The sequence below is a fragment of the Staphylococcus sp. Y174-1 genome (assembly GCF_049897865.1).
Lineage (GTDB): Bacteria > Bacillota > Bacilli > Staphylococcales > Staphylococcaceae > Staphylococcus > Staphylococcus saprophyticus.
On the sequence record NZ_JAFCXB010000008.1, the window covers coordinates 1 to 20,861 of the forward strand.

The window sequence follows — 20,861 nt, forward strand, 5'->3', positions numbered from 1 at the left end:
ATAAAAAGAACCGCAGGTCTCTTCAGATCTACGGATTTTCGCCATGCCACGAAATTAGCATCATGCTAGCAAGTTAAGCGAACACTGACATGATAAATTAGTGGTTAGCTATATTTTTTTACTTTGCAACAGAACCATGCTATCTACATTATTACATTTCTCTTAACTGAATGTATGTTACATTTTCTAAATTAATATACATAGGCACTGGATTAAGTACTTTAATAATTTTTTCAGAACTTTGTGAATAGTCTATTTTTCTTGCAATTACTGAATCTCCAGAATGAAAATAAACTTCTATACTATTTACTGTATTTAATTCTAATTCTTGTTTTAATTGCTCTATTATCACAAACAAAAACTCCTTTCCAAATTATTTTGAAAAACCACATTTTAAATTAATTACTGTGTCTTCTGGTTTAATAATATTTTTAACACATTCTGAGAATACTTCCCTATAATAGCCCATACAAGTGTTTTATGCTTTAATAAATCAATGACTTAGCTTTTTTATTTCTCTACTCCGTATTTCAATTTGGTTAAATATACTTTATTTTGTTTTTAAAAAATTCTATATACTCATCTCTACTATTTTGATCTTTATCAATTTCATATGCGATTAATGTATCTAAACATTGCATTCCAGTATATTCAACTATTCCATGACTAATGTGAAATAGTACTTGTTTGTGTATATCTCCTGATGAACCAGTTGTTGTACTTATAATAGCTTTTTTATTAGATAATCTGGCGTTCTTAAACTTCCCATATGCCCCTCCATAAATCCCTCCATATATTAAAACTTTATCAAACCATCCTTTTAATATTGCAGGAACACTCGACCACCATAAAGGGAATTGAAAAATAATAATATCCGCCCACAATAGTTTGCTTAATTCAGATTTAATTTCCTTACTTAATATATTATTTTTGTAAGAATGCTCTTGTTCTATAGGATATTTAAAAAAGTTATTATTTTTTAAATATTTAAAATCAGATTTTTGAGCAACAGGGTTAAAATTCATTTTATACAAATCAGATACAACGACAATTATTACCATTCTCCTTCAATACTGTTTGTGCAATATCTTTAAGTTTACTATTAAAAGATTGAGGTTCAGGGTGCGCATATACTATTAGAATATTCATTTAACTTCTCCTATATAGTGTTTTGCAATATTTACGTTTTATAGATTATTCCACCATTCAAAGTTATCTTGTTTAAGTAATTGATCACTTTCTTTAGGTCCAAAACTTCCTGGTTTATACTGTGGTATTGTTACGTTAGATTTTTTCCATTCAGTACTTATATAATCTATAAATTCCCATGAATGTTTAAGTTCTTCCCAATGTACAAAATTAGTTTGATTTCCTATTAAAGCATCACATATAAGTGATTCATAAGCATCCACTACTTGTTTTTTATCTATTAAGTTATAGATTTGTATATTATGGTTTCTATTATTTCTAGTTGATTTATTTTCATAAATATATAGTGATATTTGGGCATTAGGTTCTATATTTATTACCATTAAATTACAATCAACATCTTCATTATCATTTTCATAGATTAATTTACTATTTAATTTTTTAAATTCTATAACAACTTCTATTGCTTTTTTATTTAAACGCTTTCCTGTACGAATATAAAACGGTGTCCCTTTCCATCTATCATTATTAATGAGTAATTTCCCTGCTACAAATGTTTCTGTTGTTGAATCACTATTAACACCTTTTTCTTCATGATATGACATTATCGGAGTTTCATTAATAATACCATTAATATATTGTCCTCTAACAAAATATTTGTGTACATCAGCCCCTTTCAAAAATTTTATATTGTTTAAAAGTTCGATTTTTTTTAGTCTAATATCTTTACTATTTCTGCTTTCGGGTTTCTCCATAGCAATAAGAGTAAGTATTTGTAGTGCATGATTTTGCACCATATCTTTAAGCGCTCCTGTAGAATCATAGTATTGGCCTCTATCTTCAATGCCTAAAGTTTCCGATAGAGTTATTTGAACATTTGATATATACTTGTTGTTCCACAATGGTTCAAATATTGTATTACCAAAACGTAAAGATTCAATATTTTGCACCATCTCTTTACCTAGATAATGATCTATTCTAAATATTTCTTCTTCTTTAAAATACTGTCTTATGTGTTTATTTAAGTCTTCGGCAGATTTCAAATCTTTTCCAAATGGTTTTTCTATTATTAATCTTGAAAATCCATTTGTATCAGAAAGACCTGATTGGCTTATGCTTTGAGTTATAATTTTAAAAAATTGAGGATTCATTGCTAAGTAAAATAATCTATTGCCATCCAAACAATATTTTTTATCAATATCATTGGAAAGTTCCTTTAATTTATTCCAACTTGTTTTATCTTCAACATTTTGTTGAAAGTAAAATATGTTATCTAAAAATAAGTTCACCATTTCAAAATTTTCTTGGCTTAATAAAATTTGTTTTACTTTACTTCTATATTCTTCATCACTTATATCCTCTAAACCCGTAGAAATGATAACTAATTTCTTAAAGTGACCCTTTTTATAAAGATTAAAAATAGAAGGTAGCAATTTCCTGTAACTTAAATCTCCTGTTCCGCCAAATATTGTTATTAATGATGATAAATTTTTATCCAAAGCAGTTCCCCCCTTTTACTTGATTAGCTAGTTTCTGGTTTTCATTCCGTAACAGTAATTATATTACTCTTCATCCCATTGTGTGTGGAACACACCTTCACGGTCTTTACGTTCATAAGTATGTGCACCAAAATAGTCACGTTGTGCTTGGATAAGATTAGCTGACAAATCTTCAGAACGATAACTATCATAGTAGTTCACACTTGCAGAGAATCCTGGTGTCGGTACACCGTTTTTAACGCCTGTTGCTACGACGTCTCTTAATGCATCTTGGTAATCTGTAACAATATTTTTGAAGTATGGATCTAATAATAAGTTTTCAAGTTCTGGATTATTATCGTAAGCATCTTTAATTTTTTGTAAGAATTGTGCACGAATGATACAACCTTCACGCCAAATCATTGCCAGTTCACCTAATTTTAAGTTCCATTCGTGATCTTCGCTCGATTTTCTCATTTGCGCAAAGCCTTGAGCGTAAGAACAAATCTTACTCATATATAATGCTTTTCTGATTTTTTCTAAGAATTCTTCTTTATTACCATCAAATGAAGCTTGTGGTCCATTTAATGATTTAGACGCATTAACACGTTCTTCTTTAATGGATGAAATGAAACGAGCAAATACCGATTCAGTGATAATTGTTAATGGAATTCCTAATTCTAATGCATTAATAGAAGTCCATTTACCTGTACCTTTTTGACCAGCAGTATCTAATATTTTTTCTACTAATGGTTCATTATTTTCATCTAATTTAGTGAAAATATCACCAGTAATTTCTATTAAGTAACTTTCGAGTTCTCCAGCATTCCAATCTTTGAATGTTTGAGAAATTTCAGTATGACTCATACCTAATAAGTCTTTCATCATTGTATAACTTTCAGCGATTAATTGCATATCTGCATATTCAATACCGTTATGAACCATTTTCACATAATGACCTGCACCATTTGGGCCAATGTATGTTACGCAAGATGCACCATCTTGCGCTTTAGCTGCAATGGCATCTAAGATATCACTGACTTTATTATAAGCGGCTTCTTGACCACCAGGCATTAATGAAGGACCAGTTAAAGCGCCTACTTCACCACCTGATACGCCCATACCAATGAAATTAACGCCACTTTCAGCTAATGTTTTATTTCGACGAATTGTATCTTGATAGTTTGTATTACCACCATCAATTAAAATATCTTCATCGTCTAATAATGGAAGTAAGGCATTTATCATGTTATCCGTAGGACTACCAGCCTTAATCATCAACAAAATTTTACGGGGTTTTTCTAATGAATCTACAAATTCTTTCAAGTTATACGCAGGATATATCTTTTGATAATGAGACTTTTGAATAGTATCATTAATTTCATTATTATCTCTACTATGAATACTCACAGAATATTTCTTATCCTCGATGTTCCACGCAAGATTTTTCCCCATAACACCTAAACCTAAAATTCCAATATTACTAGACATTGTATCCTCTCATTTCTTTATAGTTTATAACCTACAATCTTGCTTCAAGATCTTTTTTCATATCTTCAAATCCTGGTTTACCAAGTAAAGCAAACATATTTTGTTTATACGCTTCTACACCAGGTTGATTGAATGGATTTACGCCTAATTGATAACCACTCATAGCACATGCAAGTTCGAAGAAGTACACGACATAGCCAAATGTTTCTTCATCTAATTGTGGAATATTAACAACGATATTAGGTACGCCACCATCTGTATGTGCTAATAATGTACCTTCAAATGCTTTTGTATTAACTTCATCAATTGTTTTACCAGCAAGATAATTTAATCCATCTAAATCGTCACTATCTTCTTCAATAGTAAGATCATGTTTTGGATGATTCACTTTTACAACTGTTTCAAATAAGAAACGACGACCTTCTTGAACGTATTGTCCTAATGAATGTAAATCAGTAGTGTAGTTAGCACTTGAAGGATAAATACCTTTAAAGTCTTTACCTTCTGATTCACCAAATAATTGTTTCCACCATTCGTTGAAATATTGCATTGACGGTTCATAGTTGATAAGCATTTCAGTTGTATAACCTTTGCTATATAGAAGGTTACGGATTGTTGCATATTGATAAGCAATATTTTCTTCTAATTTGTCAGAAGATAATTCTTTACGTGCTTTTGCTGCACCAATCATCATCGCTTCAATATTAATACCTGCAGCTGCGATTGGTAATAAACCTACAGCAGTTAACACTGAATAACGGCCACCTACATCATCAGGGACTACAAATGTTTCATAACCTTCATTTGTAGCTAATTGTTTTAATGCACCTTTTTGTTTATCTGTTGTAGCAAAGATACGTTTTTTAGCTTCTTCTTTGCCATATTTATTCTCAACTAATTGTTTGAATAAACGGAATGCAACTGCTGGTTCTGTAGTTGTACCAGATTTAGAAATGACGTTTACAGAGAAATCTTTGTCAGCTAAATAATCTACTAATTCTTTTGTATAATTTGATGATAAATGATTACCTACAAAAACAATTTCAGGATAGTCATTATTTGTTCTAAATGAAGATGTTAGCATTTCAATAGCAGCACGTGCACCAAGGTATGAGCCACCAATACCAATAACAACTAACACGTCAGAATTTACTTTAATACGTTTAGAAGCTTCTACAATTCTTGAAAACTCTTCTTTATCGTAATCAATTGGAAGGTCTACCCAACCCAAGAAATTATTTCCTGCACCAGTTCCTTCATGTATCGTTTTGTGTAATGTCTTCACGATATCTTTTTGTTGTTCTAATTCATGTTCTCCAAAAAATTCTAAAGTCTTACCATAATCTAATTGAATATGAGTCATCTAAAAAGCCTCCAAATTTGTAATTATTAGTCTTATATTTACAATTCCAACTGTACACTACAGTGTAATATTATTCATACTGAAAAAATAGTCACCCCCTTTAGATAAGCTGACATTCCCTATATGCCAATTTTGTCAGTATTGATTTATTGATAATTATGTCAAAATAAAGGTATAAATTAATGAAAGGATGAATTATAGTGGAATTACAATTAGCTATTGATTTATTAAATAAAGAAGAAGCAGCAGAATTAGCGAAAAAAGTAGAAGAATATGTCGATATTGTTGAAATTGGTACACCAATTGTGATTAATGAAGGTTTACCTGCCGTTCAACATTTAAATGAAAATATAAGCAATGCTAAAGTATTAGCAGACTTAAAAATCATGGATGCAGCAGACTATGAAGTAAGCCAAGCTGTTAAATTCGGCGCTGATGTTGTAACAATTTTAGGTGTAGCAGAAGATGCGTCAATTAAAGCAGCAGTTGAAGAAGCACATAAAAATGACAAACAATTATTAGTAGATATGATTGCTGTACAAGATTTAGAAAAACGTGCGAAAGAATTAGATGAAATGGGTGCTGACTATATTGCAGTGCACACTGGTTATGATTTACAAGCTGAAGGACAATCTCCATTAGATAGCTTACGTAAAGTTAAATCAGTAATTAAAAATTCTAAAGTCGCAGTTGCTGGTGGTATTAAACCAGATACAATTAAAGAAATTGTTGCAGAAGAACCTGACTTAGTAATTGTTGGTGGCGGTATCGCAAATGCTGATGACCCTGTAGAAGCAGCTAAACAATGTCGTGACGCTATTGAAGGTAAATAATGATGGCAACTTTTAATCATTATCAATTAATTTTAGATGAGTTAAAGGGTACTTTATCTCATGTTAAAGATGAAGAGTTTGATGGATTTGCATCAGAAGTAACTGAAGCATCACGCATATTTGTTGCAGGTAAGGGTCGTTCTGGATTCGTTGCAAATAGTTTTGCAATGAGACTCAATCAATTAGGCAAGCAAGCATTTGTTATTGGCGAATCAACAACACCATCAATTCAAAAAGGTGATTTATTTATTGTGATTTCTGGTTCGGGTTCAACAGAACACCTTCGCTTATTAGCAGATAAAGCGAAATCAGTTGAAGCAGAAGTGGTATTACTAACAACTAAACTAGATTCTGCAATTGGTGAAATTGCAGACACAGTAGTTGAATTACCAGCAGGTACAAAACACGATGCTACTGGGTCTGATCAACCGTTAGGTAGTTTGTTTGAACAATCATCACAAATCTTTTTAGATAGTGTAGTCATTGGACTAATGACACAATTAGATGTTGATGAAACAACTATGCAAAATAATCATGCCAATTTAGAATAGATATAAATAAGCAGTTAATGCGGAAGATTATATAATCTTCCGCATTAACAATGTAAATTCTAATATTATAGAAGAAAGAAGGATGAAAATTGTATTATAAAGGAAAAGAATTTTTCACTTCTAAAGATTTAGCTTTATGTGTTATCGGAGGAAAGTGGAAGATCCCTATAATTTTTCATTTACTTCAAGACAAAGTATTGAGATTAAGTGAGCTACAAAAAAAGTTGCCGCATGTCAATCAAAGGATGCTAATAAGACAACTTAGAGAATTAGAAGAGGACCAAATTATTGAAAGACATATTTATTCTGTAGTTCCCCCAAAAGTGGAGTATAAGCTGACATCTATAGGCTACAAGCTAGATAAGGTGGTTTATGCAATATGCGAATGGGGTGATTTATTCAAGGATGAAATAATACATTAAAAAGTTCTGGTGCAAATTAAAAATAAAGTTAACTACTCTCTTATAATGTAAGTATTCAATTAGCTGACTAACATGTATTAATTTCGCCGTTCTATGAAATTAAGGGTTCTGTTGCAAAGTTAGAAAAATATAGCTAATCACCATTTTATTGTGTCAGTCTTCGCCTAACCAGCTAACATATAACTAATTTCGTGGCATGGTGAAAATCCGTAGATCTGAAGAGACCTACGGTTCTTTTTATATAATCCGTAAATACATTCAATGCCTTTGAGTGTATTTTTTGCCGTATTGACACTTTGATATCTTGTCTTTCTCACCTTAATGTGACGATGATCTTGTTCAATGAGGTTATTGAGATATTTAGATGTGCAATGACAGTTAGGTTTCAGCTTAAACACTTTAATTATTTTAGCCATGGCTACCTTCGTTGAAGGTGCTTGATCTGTAATTATCATTTGAGGTTTACCGAATTGTTTAATAAGGCGCTTAATAAACGCATATGCTGATTGATGATCTCGTTTTTTGCGTAACCAAATATCTAATGTATGTCCATCTGCATCAATCGCGCGATACAGATAACACCACTGTCCTTTAATTTTGATATATGTCTCATCAATACGCCACTTATAATACGTTTTTTTATGTTTTCTCTTCCAAAGTTGATAGAAAATAGGTGCATACTCTTGAACCCATCGATAAATGGTTGAATGATGGACATCAAAACCACGTTCCCTTAATATTTCAGATATATCACGATAACTTAATGCGTATCTTAAGTAGTAGCCAACGGCTACAGTTATAACATCTTTATCGAATTGTTTATATCTGAAATAGTTCATACAGAAGACTCCTTTTTGTTAAAATTATACTATAAATCTAACTTTGCAACAGAACCAAAATTTGTATACAAGAGTGTACAGAAAATAACCATTTTCTGTACACTCTCTTTTTATATCTAGATATATAACTAGTATACATATTTTAGTGTTCAATAACCCAACAGAAAATCTATGTTCATAAATAGGGTTAGAATTAAGTTATGGTACAATGAAAATGTACATAGGAGGTTTGTATTTTGAAAATAGGTTATGCAAGAGTCTCAACTGGTTTACAAAATTTGAATTTGCAGGAAGATCGATTAAATCAATATGGTTGTGAAAAGATATTTAGCGATCATATAAGTGGATCAAAAAGTAAACGTCCTGGTTTAGATAAAGCTATTGAATTTGCGAGGTCAGGAGATACGATTGTTGTTTGGAGACTAGATAGATTAGGACGTAACATGGAAGATTTAATCACATTAGTTAATGAACTTAATAATCGAGGCGTGAGTTTTCATAGTTTAGAAGAAAATATAACAATGGATAAATCAAGTTCTACAGGACAATTGTTATTTCATTTATTCGCAGCATTTGCAGAGTTTGAACGTAATTTAATTTTAGAACGTTCTTCAGCTGGGCGAATTGCAGCTCGTGCTAGAGGACGCTATGGAGGTCGACCCGAAAAATTAAATAAACAAGATTTAAAATTACTCAAAACACTTTATGATAATGGAACACCAATTAAAACTATTGCAGAACAATGGAAAGTTTCACGTACCACAATCTATCGTTATCTCAATAAGTTAAATAACCAAGAAAATAAAGATAAATAATATTACTAAATTTTAAGAAAGATAAAAATTAGACAGGATACACCCTAATCATACATGTATAATTGTTGAATTTATAGCAACTAAAATGTATGGTTAGGGTGTATATTAATTATGAAGTGAAAATCAATGATTGTTGGCTATGCGTGAGTATCATCGATCGATCAAAATTTAGAAAGACAACTTGAAAATTTAAAGACGTTTGGGGCTGAAAAAATATTTACAGAAAAACAGTCTGGGAAATCTATTGAAAATAGACCAGTATTTCAAGAAGCACTTAACTTTGTAAGAACGGGAGATCGATTCGTTGTGGAATCTATTGATCGTTTAGGACGTAATTATGATGAAATTATTGAAACTGTGAATTACTTAAAAGAAAAAGACGTTCAGTTAATGATTACAAGTTTACCTATGATGAATGAAGTTATTAGTAATCCATTACTGGGTAAATTTATGAAAGATTTAATTGTTCAAATTTTAGCAATGGTTTCAGAACAAGAGAGAAACGAAAGTAAACGTCGACAAGCACAAGGAATTCAAGTTGCAAAAGAAAAAGGCGTTTATAAAGGACGACCTTTACTTTATTCGCCAAACGCGAAAGATCCTCAAAAGCGTGTTATCTATCATCGAGTTGTCGAAATGTTAGAAGAAGGCCAAGCAATTAGTAAAATTGCAAAAGAAGTAAATATAACAAGGCAGACTGTTTATAGAATTAAACACGATAAGGGATTATCTTGATAAATAGGTTGTCAATGCAAATGAGCGTTTCTCACAGCGTTCTAAAACGCATATTAATCATCTATTATGAGATTTTAATAATAAAACAAGAAAAGAGAGGGTAAAAACTCCCTCTCTTTTCTTCTATATTCTTTTTCTCAAAAATGATCGGTTATGGTACTATTGTTATTTACTTTATTATAATACTTTAAAGAAATATTCAATATAAATTAGTGTATAGTTTTTAAGTTATATCATGAATAGATTGTCCTGTTAATTCCCATTTTTTATCTGATACATGTTTAACAAACCTTGTATCATGTGATGTAAACAAAATGATTCCAGGATATTTATTCATAAACATTTCTAATGCTTCTAATGTTTTAATATCTAAAAAATTAGTTGGTTCATCCAAAATTAACATATTCGCTTTCGTTGAAAATAATACTGCTAACGATAATTTCGTTCTTTCCCCACCACTCAAAACATTACAAGAACGCTCAAGTGCTTCATTTAAACCCAAGTTATTTAAAATAGCTCTACTGAATGATTCTGATGAATCCGTTTCATCCATTAAATATTGCAATAATGAAACGTCACGCATGTCTTCATAAGCAAGTTGACGATAGTATGCCATTTGCACTTTAGGAGAACAATCAATTCCCTCTATTTGGTGGTAAATAGCTTCAAGTAAAGTTGTCTTACCTACACCATTTGCACCTACGAGCGCTATATTTTTGCCATATGGTATTTGGAATCGTACTTGTGTTAGCAGTTTTTGACTTCCTTTAACCAATGTTAGATTTTGTGCAATGATTGGATAATTATTATGGATATCATAAATTTTATTTTGTGGAAAATTGAATTCATGATAACTTTGTGGTTTTTCAACTTCTTCCAAATGTTCCATTCTTTTTTCAATATGCTTAGCTTGTTTTTGAGCAGCCTTCTCAACCGTGCCTTTTTGTTTTGATGCACTTAAACGATCTGGTGCTATACTTTTATTTTTTTGTTTTGATGATGCTTGTGCCATTTGTTGCGCTTGATTTCGTTTAGCTTTACTGGCTTGGGACAATCTTTGTTTTTCACTTATATACTGTTCATATTTACGTTGTTGTTCTAACTGTTCTTGTTCATATTGATTTTGATACTGTGTGTAATTACCTTTAAACACTCTTATTGTGCCATCTTCTTGTATATCCCAAATTGTGTCAGCAATTTGGTCTATAAGTGCTCTATCGTGACTTACTATAATTAAAGTACCATAGTAATATTTTAAAATATTATTCAGATAATCTTTACCAATTTTATCCAAGTGATTTGTAGGTTCATCTAAAAGTAATATCGGACTATAATTTGATATGACATTAGCTAATTTATATTTTGCTTTTTCACCACCACTCATACTGTCGGTTGTATGCATAGGTATATGGAGTTCACTCATTAAACTACCGTCTAACGTGTTAAAATCATTTTCCACATCCATGTTAAGCTGTTCAAAATATTGAATTTCGCCATTCGTTTCAACTGTTCCAGATTCTGGTTTTGTTTTTTGAGCAATCATATTTAGTAATGTGGTTTTGCCAGTACCATTACCCCCAATAAGTGCTATTTTTTCAAATTGGTAAGCATAAAGATGATCGATGTTAAGTGATCGTAAATCTGTCAATTTATGATTGATTTGGTTAAATTTAATTGTATATTGTTCCATATTTATACACTCCTTGTATATTTAAAGGACGTGTACGCAAAAAATGAGACAGGCTACTCCCGTCTCATTCACATTACACTTTCAAACACTTAAAGAATTATTACGATGTTTTAGTATTTGAAAGCGTTTATTATTCCTATCGAAGGATAAAAAATGACATAAGTCATCCTATGAGTGTGTGTATTGCGGACAAGCCTTTTTGAATTAATTTAGTTTTGTATTCAAAAAGGTTTATTTGAGTCTCATAGAAGCTGTCATTTTAATCCTCCTTCATCGATAAAATAGTAATGTTAATATAACATTTTATTGGTTTTTTTACAATATATCTCTAAGTACAAAGATCATATAATAAAAGTATAAAATTACAATTTGAGATTGATTATACATCTTGTTAATTTAGAGTGTACTTATAAAATGCAGCACTTCATTTAATTTATATTTATGTATCTCAACATGTATTTAAATAATTTATTTTTTTATGATACATTAAGTTTGGATTTAAAATATATCTAAATAATTAAAAAGGAGATAATTGTATGGATGTTTTAACAGTAGAACATTTAACAAAAAAGATAGGTAATAAGACTATTCTCAAAGATATTTCTTTAAATTTAAAACGAGGACAGATTGTCGGTCTTGTTGGAGCAAATGGGGCAGGAAAAACATCTTTGATGAAAGTTATATTAGGCTACTCGATTTATCAAGAAGGTAACTTTGAAGTTATTGAAAATAAGCATAAAAAAAGTAACGTTGGTGCATTGATCGAAAATCCAGGAGTATATCCCTTTATGTCAGGCTATGACAATCTTAAACTACTAAATGAAACTAAAAATACTCAAGATATTGATACAATTGTCTCTCAACTTAAAATGGATGAGTATATACATAATAAAGCCAAAACATATTCCTTGGGTATGAAACAAAAATTAGGTATTGCAATAGCTTTCTTAAATCAACCCCAATTAATTATTTTAGATGAACCTATGAATGGGTTAGATCCTAGGGCTGTAAGAGATGTTAGAGAACTCATTGTAAAAAAAGCGGAAGAGGGCGTTACCTTTTTAATTTCTAGCCATATATTAAGTGAGTTAGTAAAAATCACCAATTCTATCCTTATCATTAACAAAGGTAAAATTGTTACTGAAACTACCGAAGAAGAATTAAACCAATATAAAGATAACGATTTAGAAAATGTATTATTAAGTATCATTGATAAGGAGGATCAATCGTAAAATGGGCACTTTAATTAAGCAAGAATGTTTTAAATTGTTTAAAAAGAAATCGACGTTTATTATACCAATTATCATTATGTTATTAATGGTTGTTCAAGCTATAATATCTAAAAACTATGATGATGTTTTTTCTCCACAATCATCTATTGAATCAGCATTTAGTGGTTTTTCATGGTTTATCTTTTTATTAATTATTCAAGCCAGCACCATTATTTCAATGGAGTTTTATCATGGTACAATTAAAAATCTTCTCTATCGAAAATATACGAGAACAAGCATTATTATTAGTAAAATTATTACATTAATACTTTTTTCACTACTGTATTTTATTGTTAGTATTGTTGTAGGAATTATTCTATGGGCTATTTTCTTCAACGATATCAATCTCCTTGAAAGTAAGGGTGATGCGTTATCGTTATTAAGTAAAATGTTATTAACTGGACTAGGTACATATGTTGGAACATGGTTAGTCTTAAGTATCACCTTATTAATTTCATGTGCAATGAAAAGTCCCGGTGTCTCTATTGCTGTCGGTATTGTATTGTATTTTGCCACTTCAATTTTGTCAGGGATATTAACAATTGTTGTAGATAAATGGGAATGGTTAAAATGGAACCCTATTAGTATGATGAATATTATGGTTCAAATTGTTGATAAAAACATGAAAAAATTCACAAAATTAGAACTGCATGAATTATTTATTGGTAATATTGTTTATATTATTATTTTCTTAATCATCGTAGTATTTGTCTTTAAAAAGAAAAATGTCTAATCTAACTCAACACACTTTATAATTTTGCATTCCTCTACTAACCAGTGTTATAATCTACTTAACTCCCGTAAGGGCGCACTTATACGTTTGTTCCAAACGCTAGTGTAGATCCGTCATCGACCTGCGTCGATTTTTAATTTTAAATTCAAAGAAACGGCTTGAGATATTCCGAGCAGTTATAAAAATTAATTTGTGTCGAATATCGCTACTACATTCTTGAAAAAGTGATGTAGATTTTTAGTCCATAACTTTTTTTATTTACATCGACGATACGGCGTCGAAGGAAAAATAAACAGACCGTACGAAAGAAAAAGCCAATCCACTTTGTCTGGGTTGGCTTTTATTTTTATATCCAAAGGCGCACTTACACACCTAAAAAAGTGTCGTACTAAAACCAAAACTCATATGTGATAAGCTAATATCCTTATTTTGCATTTTAAGGGGTATTTTATATGTTTTTTTACATAAGCTCTTAAAACACAAATGAGAGCCAAATAAAGGTTCTGTATGGACTATGATTGCCTCATTCACTCTGTTTACATAACCAATGATTATCAGAAGTTCAATCCACATAAAAAGACACAAGAAGTTTATAAACTTCTTGTGTCTTTTTAATAGAATTAGTTACCAAACAAGCGACTCCAAAATCCCTTTTTAGATGGTCGTTCGACCTCATCATTAGTATTAGGATCTTGTTTTTCAACTCGTTCATTTTCCTTCGCATTAGTTGATTGATTTATATCTTCATTCCTATTCTCTTCAAATATAACTTTAGGATCTATATCTTTATCTGTTGTTTGATTTTCCTCTTGTTGTTGATTATTATCTTTAGATTCTTCGGTAAATGTTGCTTCTTGCGCATTAACGTTTTGTCTATCATTAGAAGATGTATCAAAAGAATAATTAAGCTGTCTTTCTTCCTCTAATTGATTCTCTAATTTTTGAATCTTTTTATTACTTTCTAAAGCTAATACTTGTTGATTTTCAAGCAATTTCGACCTTTCTTGCAACTCTTTTCTGTAAAATTCAATTGTTGTTTCATGACGACTTTCTTGCTTTTCAATTTGATTATTCAAAGTATCAATCTGGTTTTTAAGAATCTCCACTATTTGAGCATCAGTTTTAGATTCAACGTCAATATTATCTGGGGCTTTTTTTTGTTTACTTTGAGCAACATTTTCAAATCCATATTTCTTCTTATTTTCATTTACTCTTTGAACTATTTTTTCTATGTCGCTATCTTCTTTAATAAACGAAGTGTTTTCCTGTTTTATTGTTTCTATATTCAATCTTTTAATATTATTAAAAATTGTTTGCTTACTAACTTCTAATTCTTCACTTAAAGCTTTCACGCTTCTCATATCATCAACCCTTTATAAAATGTTTATCAACCTTTTATAAAATAGTATAAACTCATAAAGCTTGATAATAAAGTAATTACAATATTAAAAAACAGTTCCCATCAATCGTTTCATCAAAGGTTTATAAACCCTTTATAAACCCTTTATAAACCTTTGACAATCCTGCATTTTCCCTTTTATAAGGTTGTTCAAAGTGATATAATAACCTTAACATGACAAAACCCCAACTACTGGTAATAGTCGGGGGTTGGTGATAAAACGTTGCAGCACGTTTATAAATCTTTTGATATCTGTATTATATACAACTATATCATCAAAGTGCAAGCAGAAAATTTATGTGTTCTTGTAATGTTTTATTACCTCTATCCAAAATTTTAATAGGAAAGGGGTTTTTATTATGCCTAGAAAAAATATAAAAAATCAAGCCAATCAAAATTTCTATATGCTACATAAAGTTTTATTTATCAACGAAAAATATAAAAAGCTAAGTGATAGTGCTAAAGTTACCTATGCAATTCTTAATGATAGAGTTAGTTTATCTATTAAAAATAATTGGATAGATCAAAATGGAGATATATACTTTATTTTTACTAATGAAAATCTTCAAGAAGTGTTAGATAAAAGTAAAAATACAATAACTAAAATAAAAAAAGAGTTACAAGAGGTTGGTTTACTGGAACAAGTTAAAACCGGGTTTAATCGACCGAACAAACTATATCTTCATGAAATAGAAACGAATATAACTATTGAAAAAGAAATACAAAATAGTACTTCGAACGATGACAAATCGAGTAATATCAAGGACTCCCAAATAATGGGACTCCAGAATCCCAAACAATGGGACTCCAGAATCCCAAATGATGGGACTCCAGAATCCCAAAACTTAGACCCTAATGATACTGAATTTAGTAATACTGATTATATAGAAACTGAGAACAATGATACGAATGATCTGAATGATACACCTAACAATATTTCTGAAAACGCTCATTCGAATCATACAAATCATCAACAAACTGAATTTAATAATGATGCCTTAAAATTCCAAGTGCTTGAAGAATTGCCACAACAAATCAAAGATTACTTAAGTAATTTTGAAATTAGAGAAATTCGTATTATTAAAAGTGTTTTACTTAAAGGAAAAAAATCATTTAATAATGCTCATGATACATATTACCGTTTAGAAGACGTGGAGTTCGAACTTGTCAGTGTCTTAAAACGATTTAAAGCGATGCTACTACAAAAGAATGAAACAGTTGAAGCAATGCAAGGGTACTTAATGAAATCTGTTAAAACTGAATTAGAAGAAACTCATGCCTTATATATGCGTAGACAACATAAACCTCAAAATAATCTATTTAATTATTAATTAAGATACGCTTTATAATTAAAAAATTGATCACTGTTGAAGCCCCTTAACTAAAATGCTTCGTCGAATATCAGTATAGTATAAGCTATGAAATCGACAAGGCGACAGTTTGTGGATTTTTAAATGAGTAGAACCCCAGTGGCAATCAAACAATTGAAATAAATTTAAGATGATTATTTTTAAAACATAATAAAAAGGAACCTAAAAAGGTTCCTAGGCAGTCTCATGATCATACCTTTCAAAGCCAAACCATTCAGATAACTGAATCACAGCTGTGGTTGAAAATGTTTTTTAGTCGTTGTTTAATATACTTATACATTTATTTATCAAGCTTCTTTAATTGTAAAAATTGTAGATAAATACAAAAAAACATGTAAACAATTAAACAATTAAAATTGAGCTATGGTTATAGTTAGCTATTATTTTGTAGGTCGAGAAGCAATGATTACATTAATCAGTGCAGTTATTAAATAAATCATGAGTGTGAATACCGCAATAATTCTGATATCAATGACGAAGGCTAAAAATGTGATGACAAAAGCAACACCACATATTTTAGGACAGATACTGTTGCTATTTAGATTATTAAATCGGCGTTGTGTTAAGGCAGTTTGTGCAATGCCCATGATAAACGGGATTAACATCAATATGATTTTGGTGAATACACTAAAGTCTTCTAATAAACCAAAATTATCATACGATATTGTTACAAAAGTGTATTCAAGTATTAAAATCAGTGTATTGATAATGGTTGGTATCCAAAAGCCTTGTCGACTGGTTTCTCCTTGGTAATTAAATGTATTAACCCAAAAGTCGATATAACGATTAACAATGTGGTATTGTTTGGTTTCCATGTAAAATCTCCTTATTAATATTTATAAATTGTCGAATGAATGTTCTTTTTGATCTTTCTCTTGTTTGCCATCATCAGTATTTTGATAGTCTATGATATGATCTGCATCTTTTCTTTTATCTTTTATAATTTTGGTATCTTTAGGCACTGCAAATAAAGTTAATTCTAAAATATTTTGATTTGCGACGTTGTTATTTGTTGAACCATCAGCGTTCCCATCTGTCTCCGCAAAACCTGCTAACGTTTTCCCTTTATATTCAAATGGGTCAATGTCGATATGTTTTGTTTTTGGGAAATTGTTGGCTAAGTCCTCATCATTGATTTTATTATGATCCGAAATCCAATTTGTTTTTTCTTCACCAATATCGCCACTCATATCCATTTCTCTTTGGAAATTTGCGAGTTGAACTTCTTCTTTCATTGACTTATGTTTTTTCGTGTATAGAATCGTTTTTAATTGAGAGGGCTGATAATTAATTTTCACTTTGTTTTGTACATCATTAACACCATGATTCATTTCATATTCTGTTAATTTTGTTAGTTTACGATTAACATCTGAAACAGGGGTATTAATTAATTGATTTAAGGTGACGTTATTGTTAATTTTGTCACTATAATTGTATCCTTTCCCGTCTTTGATATAGCCAATATTTGAAATTTGAAATTTTTTTAAGTGCTCTTTAGGTGCTTTGATGAGGTCCTTATTTGATACGTCACTATCAGTTACACTGTTTTTAAGTGTGATGACTAATTTAGCTTTATGGTCATTTAAAAATTGATGTAAATACAACTTATGTTTTGCATGATGATCATGTTTTTGGGGTTGCTTCGTTGTATTGGTTTGATGTTCTTTATTTGCTTCATGATGGTTATCTTTAGTATTGCAAGCTGTTAATAGTAGTGTTATACCTAACACACCAACGATTAATTTTTTCATATTTTAACAGTCCTTTATTATTTATTTTACTTTTTTAAATTGTTCTCCTTTATCTTGATTTTCTCCAGGTTCTTCAATGATTGATAATGTATCGCCATTGACTTTGGCATAAAAATTTTCTCCCATAAAATTGATTTTTGATAAATTTTTATGGTTTTCATCATCTTTGATGGATCCTTCTGCAGTTGTTCCTTTGATATTAACTTTCAATTTCTCTCCTTTAATTGTGAAGGTCATTCCATGATCACTATCACTTTGCCATTTACCTTGCGCTTGTTTAGTCGGACCACTTGAACAAGCTGTTCCTATAACAAGTAATATTGACAGTAAGATTAAGATTTTTTTCATTTTATTAAACTCCTTTTAAATTGTATTTAAAATATAGTTCGTTTGTAATTGAGATAGTTCTTGGCTGAATTCTTTAACTAATATTTCAGGTGAAATCAGACGTAGAGATTTTCGATACATAAAACAGATATTAATCGCGTCAGTTTTAGGGATAGCTAGCATAACTTTGAGAGTCTGTCTGTTTTTCTGAACGATATAAGTTTCATATTGTTTGTTTATTTGACGATATACTTGATATGTCATTTCAAATGTAGCATGCGTTTGTATGTGTTCATCATCGAGTACACTTTGATGTGCAATGTAATAGTTACATGTCGTTTTCTCATATAAAACGGTTTGCTTTTGTTCGTTTAAGAATGACTTAATATCTTGGATATCTCGTTGTATTGTACGTATGTTTGTATTGAAAAACTGTGCCATATGTTTTATGTTGACATGATGATTTGATAATAATCTTTTGTAAATATAAAGAATTCTTTTTGTTTTGTATCCCACTGTATTGTGCCCTCCCCAAACACATTATATGGAAGCCATTTGTAGAAAAATGTCGTTTGTTTGATTGAGTGTTTTTAGATTTAATTATTGTGAAAACAGTTATACATTTATGTTTTTTTGTGTATTAAAAAAGAAGAACCACTGACAAAAAGTGTCGGTAATTCTTCTATAAGTGTGTGTGATAAAAGTATCGGTTTTGTTTCAAAGTAATGGTCATAATTCAAAAAATATCGGTGCACTTTATTCTGTTTTTGTAAGCATCATCTTCTCCAATTGAAGATTAATGATTTAATTAAAATAACAATTTATAGTGATTTTCATGTATGGATACCATCTAAAAAGTATACAGAGGTGTTCTAAAAATGAGATATGAGTGTAAATAAACTTCATTTTTTTAAGTTGAAATCGGTAAGATACATGTCAATGATCGTGTTTAAAATGAATAATATTTTTTTTCCACTTTAAAAATAATAGCCATAATAAAAACTGTAATTCACGTAGTGATAAGATCATTCTTCTGGAGCTTTGTCGACCAGTATTAATTCACAATTGAGTGGCTATTCGTATTTGAGAGTGGTATATAGGTAATTAAAAACACGTTGAAATCGTTGTGTTTTACCTGGTTCATCTGTCCCCTTATTAATACGATGATACATGTGCATGACATCATCTTTTGTGTAATTAATGTCAGCTAACAATTCATTAAATAGGCGATAAAACATAGTATTTCCTCCTTTATTATTAGTCATATTTTGACCTAAGAAACAATTTCCAATTGTTTCTATTGCTTTTGAACTTGCATCTGTTTTATCTTAATGCGAAGAGGAAAATGAACATTGATTGATGCAATAAAAAAAGAAATTTAATGCCTTTTTGAAGTAATGATATGTTAGTAATGGGAAAAAATGATGTTCTTATTTTGACAATATTAATTAAAAAAAGGTGTATTAATTGTGTGTGTTTTACAGGACCTAAAACTATTTATTTCAGATTCTTACAGGATCTGAAAGTAGTTCAACCACTGATGTGATAATCTTTAATAGAATCTGAGCTATTTTTTTACGATGCCACTTTAACGACTTAAATTGGTAAAATCATTTTAACGTGATAATGTCATTTTGGAATTTATTCAAACCGTTGTACTACAACGGTTTGAGATTCAACGCAGTTGGAGCAAACGAACGAAGTGAGTGATAAGAAACCTTCCAGCTATGCTGGATAACACGAAGTGGTATTGGGATTCCTTATGCTCTTTACTGAGAATCTAATTTCAGATTCTAAATGTGAGATATGGTGGGAAGATAAACGAGTGAATAGCGAGGTTTTATGCCTCATTACATGCTATGATATGTGATGAAAGAAACATAGGAATACCAATTTTCATGACGCCTTAGACGTCCGAAATGTTAAAGAAACGATAAGAAAAACGAACGAATAGAGGATATTTTTGCATCGTGAATTAACTTGTTTTCAAAATGATTTAATTTTAAAAAGATCATTAAAGATGTTTTAAAATGGTCTAAAGTTATTCAAAGAATGATTTTATTTATCGTTTATAAATGTGAAATCAAGTAAGTATAAATTTAAGAGTTTTTAAGAAAAAAGTAACATTCAAATGATAAGAAATATGCTTTTAGGCTACTTTATGTTGAGAGTGACTCACATTAATCGAGCAACAAAAAAATATTGTTGCGTCAGCGTCTTATCGTTCTGATGAAGCATTATATAGCGAACGTACAGATGAAAAAAGCAATTTTATAGTTAGAGATAAAAAGGTTCTGTTGCAAAGTTGAATTTATAGTATGATTTTAACAAAAAGGAGTCTTCTGTATGAACTATTTCAGATATAAACAATTTAACAAGGATGTTATCACTGTAGCCGTTGGCTACTATCTAAGATATGCATTGAGTTATCGTGATATATCTGAAATATTAAGTGAACGTGGTGTAAACGTTCATCATTCAACGGTCTACCGTTGGGTTCAAGAATATGCCCCAATTTTATATCAAATTTGGAAGAAAAAGCATCAAAAAGCTTATTACAAATGGCGTATTGATGAGACGTACATCAAAATAAAAGGAAAATGGAGCTATTTATATCGTGCCATTGATGCAGAGGGACATACAT

The 20,861-nt window shown here is 30.3% G+C and carries 23 protein-coding genes and 2 pseudogenes; 11 read left to right on the forward strand and 14 right to left on the reverse strand.

Going from position 1 to position 20,861, the window contains the following annotated elements; all coding sequences use genetic code 11:
- Nucleotides 1–77 (forward strand): annotated as a pseudogene (locus ACP7BT_RS12970) (IS6 family transposase); the annotation flags it as partial.
- Between the two features lie 74 nt (nt 78–151).
- Here the strand turns inward: ACP7BT_RS12970 and ACP7BT_RS12975 are convergent.
- The 6 genes from ACP7BT_RS12975 to ACP7BT_RS13000 all read right to left on the reverse strand — a co-directional run bounded on the left by ACP7BT_RS12975 (nt 152) and on the right by ACP7BT_RS13000 (nt 5,481).
- The gene (locus tag ACP7BT_RS12975; RefSeq protein WP_015387322.1) at nt 152–352 is read right to left on the reverse strand and encodes a hypothetical protein; all 201 of its coding nucleotides are present in this window, start codon (nt 350–352) and stop codon (nt 152–154) included.
- 187 nt (nt 353–539) lie between these two features.
- Nucleotides 540–1,061 carry an NAD(P)H-dependent oxidoreductase gene (locus ACP7BT_RS12980; protein ID WP_015387321.1) on the reverse strand — a complete coding sequence of 174 codons (522 nt, stop codon included), beginning with the start codon at nt 1,059–1,061 and terminating at the stop codon, nt 540–542.
- The gene (locus tag ACP7BT_RS12985) at nt 1,036–1,149 is read right to left on the reverse strand and encodes an NAD(P)H-dependent oxidoreductase (protein WP_015387320.1); all 114 of its coding nucleotides are present in this window, start codon (nt 1,147–1,149) and stop codon (nt 1,036–1,038) included. The genes ACP7BT_RS12980 and ACP7BT_RS12985 overlap by 26 nt, the downstream gene beginning before the upstream one ends.
- A 38-nt stretch (nt 1,150–1,187) precedes the next feature.
- Nucleotides 1,188–2,648, reverse strand: coding sequence for a glucose-6-phosphate dehydrogenase (gene zwf, locus ACP7BT_RS12990; RefSeq protein ID WP_002449615.1), 1,461 nt, complete (start codon nt 2,646–2,648; stop codon nt 1,188–1,190).
- 63 nt (nt 2,649–2,711) lie between these two features.
- The gene (gene gndA / locus ACP7BT_RS12995) at nt 2,712–4,118 is read right to left on the reverse strand and encodes an NADP-dependent phosphogluconate dehydrogenase (protein ID WP_002449612.1); all 1,407 of its coding nucleotides are present in this window, start codon (nt 4,116–4,118) and stop codon (nt 2,712–2,714) included.
- 31 nt (nt 4,119–4,149) lie between these two features.
- Nucleotides 4,150–5,481 (reverse strand): glucose-6-phosphate isomerase, encoded by a 1,332-nt coding sequence (locus ACP7BT_RS13000; RefSeq protein ID WP_002449611.1) that lies wholly within the window; start codon nt 5,479–5,481, stop codon nt 4,150–4,152.
- Between the two features lie 200 nt (nt 5,482–5,681).
- Here ACP7BT_RS13000 and hxlA point away from each other — a divergent pair, with 200 nt between their 5' ends.
- The 3 genes from hxlA (at nt 5,682) to ACP7BT_RS13015 (ending at nt 7,287) form a co-directional block, all read left to right on the forward strand.
- Nucleotides 5,682–6,314 (forward strand): 3-hexulose-6-phosphate synthase, encoded by a 633-nt coding sequence (gene hxlA, locus ACP7BT_RS13005; RefSeq protein WP_002449613.1) that lies wholly within the window; start codon nt 5,682–5,684, stop codon nt 6,312–6,314.
- Between the two features lie 2 nt (nt 6,315–6,316).
- Entirely contained in the window at nt 6,317–6,865 is a 549-nt protein-coding gene (gene hxlB, locus ACP7BT_RS13010; protein ID WP_015387319.1) for a 6-phospho-3-hexuloisomerase, read from the forward strand.
- 89 nt (nt 6,866–6,954) lie between these two features.
- The gene (locus tag ACP7BT_RS13015; RefSeq protein WP_002505086.1) at nt 6,955–7,287 is read left to right on the forward strand and encodes a winged helix-turn-helix transcriptional regulator; all 333 of its coding nucleotides are present in this window, start codon (nt 6,955–6,957) and stop codon (nt 7,285–7,287) included.
- A 164-nt stretch (nt 7,288–7,451) separates the two neighbouring features.
- On the opposite strand, the gene ACP7BT_RS13020 is transcribed toward ACP7BT_RS13015, so the two are convergent.
- A complete protein-coding gene (locus tag ACP7BT_RS13020; protein ID WP_002449609.1) occupies nt 7,452–8,126 on the reverse strand; it encodes an IS6 family transposase in 675 nt (224 codons plus the stop codon).
- A 236-nt stretch (nt 8,127–8,362) separates the two neighbouring features.
- Here ACP7BT_RS13020 and ACP7BT_RS13025 point away from each other — a divergent pair, with 236 nt between their 5' ends.
- Nucleotides 8,363–8,941 (forward strand): recombinase family protein, encoded by a 579-nt coding sequence (locus tag ACP7BT_RS13025; RefSeq protein WP_002455810.1) that lies wholly within the window; start codon nt 8,363–8,365, stop codon nt 8,939–8,941.
- 156 nt (nt 8,942–9,097) lie between these two features.
- Complete coding sequence (locus ACP7BT_RS13030; RefSeq protein WP_225602195.1) at nt 9,098–9,676, forward strand: recombinase family protein; 579 nt, start codon at nt 9,098–9,100, stop codon at nt 9,674–9,676.
- 223 nt (nt 9,677–9,899) lie between these two features.
- Here ACP7BT_RS13030 and msr(A) read toward each other — a convergent pair whose 3' ends face one another.
- Entirely contained in the window at nt 9,900–11,366 is a 1,467-nt protein-coding gene (msr(A), locus tag ACP7BT_RS13035; protein ID WP_002447408.1) for an ABC-F type ribosomal protection protein Msr(A), read from the reverse strand.
- A 536-nt stretch (nt 11,367–11,902) separates the two neighbouring features.
- On the opposite strand from msr(A), the gene ACP7BT_RS13040 reads away from it, so the two are divergent.
- Both ACP7BT_RS13040 and ACP7BT_RS13045 read left to right on the forward strand, forming a co-directional pair.
- Entirely contained in the window at nt 11,903–12,598 is a 696-nt protein-coding gene (locus tag ACP7BT_RS13040) for an ABC transporter ATP-binding protein (RefSeq protein WP_002447409.1), read from the forward strand.
- A 1-nt stretch (nt 12,599) separates the two neighbouring features.
- Nucleotides 12,600–13,370: an ABC transporter permease gene (locus ACP7BT_RS13045; protein ID WP_002455772.1), complete on the forward strand. Its 771-nt coding sequence runs from the start codon at nt 12,600–12,602 to the stop codon at nt 13,368–13,370.
- Nucleotides 13,371–13,990: 620 nt separating this feature from the next.
- Here ACP7BT_RS13045 and ACP7BT_RS13050 read toward each other — a convergent pair.
- Nucleotides 13,991–14,731: a DUF536 domain-containing protein gene (locus ACP7BT_RS13050; RefSeq protein ID WP_002451757.1), complete on the reverse strand. Its 741-nt coding sequence runs from the start codon at nt 14,729–14,731 to the stop codon at nt 13,991–13,993.
- A gap of 397 nt (nt 14,732–15,128) precedes the next feature.
- On the opposite strand from ACP7BT_RS13050, the gene ACP7BT_RS13055 reads away from it, so the two are divergent.
- Complete coding sequence (locus ACP7BT_RS13055) at nt 15,129–16,100, forward strand: replication initiator protein A (protein ID WP_058703187.1); 972 nt, start codon at nt 15,129–15,131, stop codon at nt 16,098–16,100.
- Between the two features lie 419 nt (nt 16,101–16,519).
- Here the strand turns inward: ACP7BT_RS13055 and ACP7BT_RS13060 are convergent, their stop codons facing one another.
- The 5 genes from ACP7BT_RS13060 to ACP7BT_RS13080 all read right to left on the reverse strand — a co-directional run bounded on the left by ACP7BT_RS13060 (nt 16,520) and on the right by ACP7BT_RS13080 (nt 19,455).
- Nucleotides 16,520–16,954, reverse strand: coding sequence for a hypothetical protein (locus tag ACP7BT_RS13060; protein WP_002491167.1), 435 nt, complete (start codon nt 16,952–16,954; stop codon nt 16,520–16,522).
- 21 nt (nt 16,955–16,975) lie between these two features.
- Nucleotides 16,976–17,890, reverse strand: coding sequence for a hypothetical protein (locus ACP7BT_RS13065; RefSeq protein ID WP_123213860.1), 915 nt, complete (start codon nt 17,888–17,890; stop codon nt 16,976–16,978).
- Between the two features lie 21 nt (nt 17,891–17,911).
- Nucleotides 17,912–18,238: a hypothetical protein gene (locus tag ACP7BT_RS13070; RefSeq protein ID WP_058703185.1), complete on the reverse strand. Its 327-nt coding sequence runs from the start codon at nt 18,236–18,238 to the stop codon at nt 17,912–17,914.
- A 15-nt stretch (nt 18,239–18,253) separates the two neighbouring features.
- Nucleotides 18,254–18,733 carry an HTH domain-containing protein gene (locus ACP7BT_RS13075; protein WP_058703184.1) on the reverse strand — a complete coding sequence of 160 codons (480 nt, stop codon included), beginning with the start codon at nt 18,731–18,733 and terminating at the stop codon, nt 18,254–18,256.
- Between the two features lie 557 nt (nt 18,734–19,290).
- Nucleotides 19,291–19,455 (reverse strand): hypothetical protein, encoded by a 165-nt coding sequence (locus tag ACP7BT_RS13080; RefSeq protein ID WP_002475972.1) that lies wholly within the window; start codon nt 19,453–19,455, stop codon nt 19,291–19,293.
- Between the two features lie 905 nt (nt 19,456–20,360).
- Here ACP7BT_RS13080 and ACP7BT_RS13085 point away from each other — a divergent pair.
- Together ACP7BT_RS13085 and ACP7BT_RS13090 are read left to right on the forward strand one after the other, a co-directional pair.
- A pseudogene (locus ACP7BT_RS13085) lies at nt 20,361–20,490 on the forward strand (nickase); the annotation flags it as partial.
- Between the two features lie 73 nt (nt 20,491–20,563).
- Nucleotides 20,564–20,861 (forward strand): IS6 family transposase (locus tag ACP7BT_RS13090; protein ID WP_426303786.1); only part of this gene is annotated, 298 nt, incomplete at its 3' end.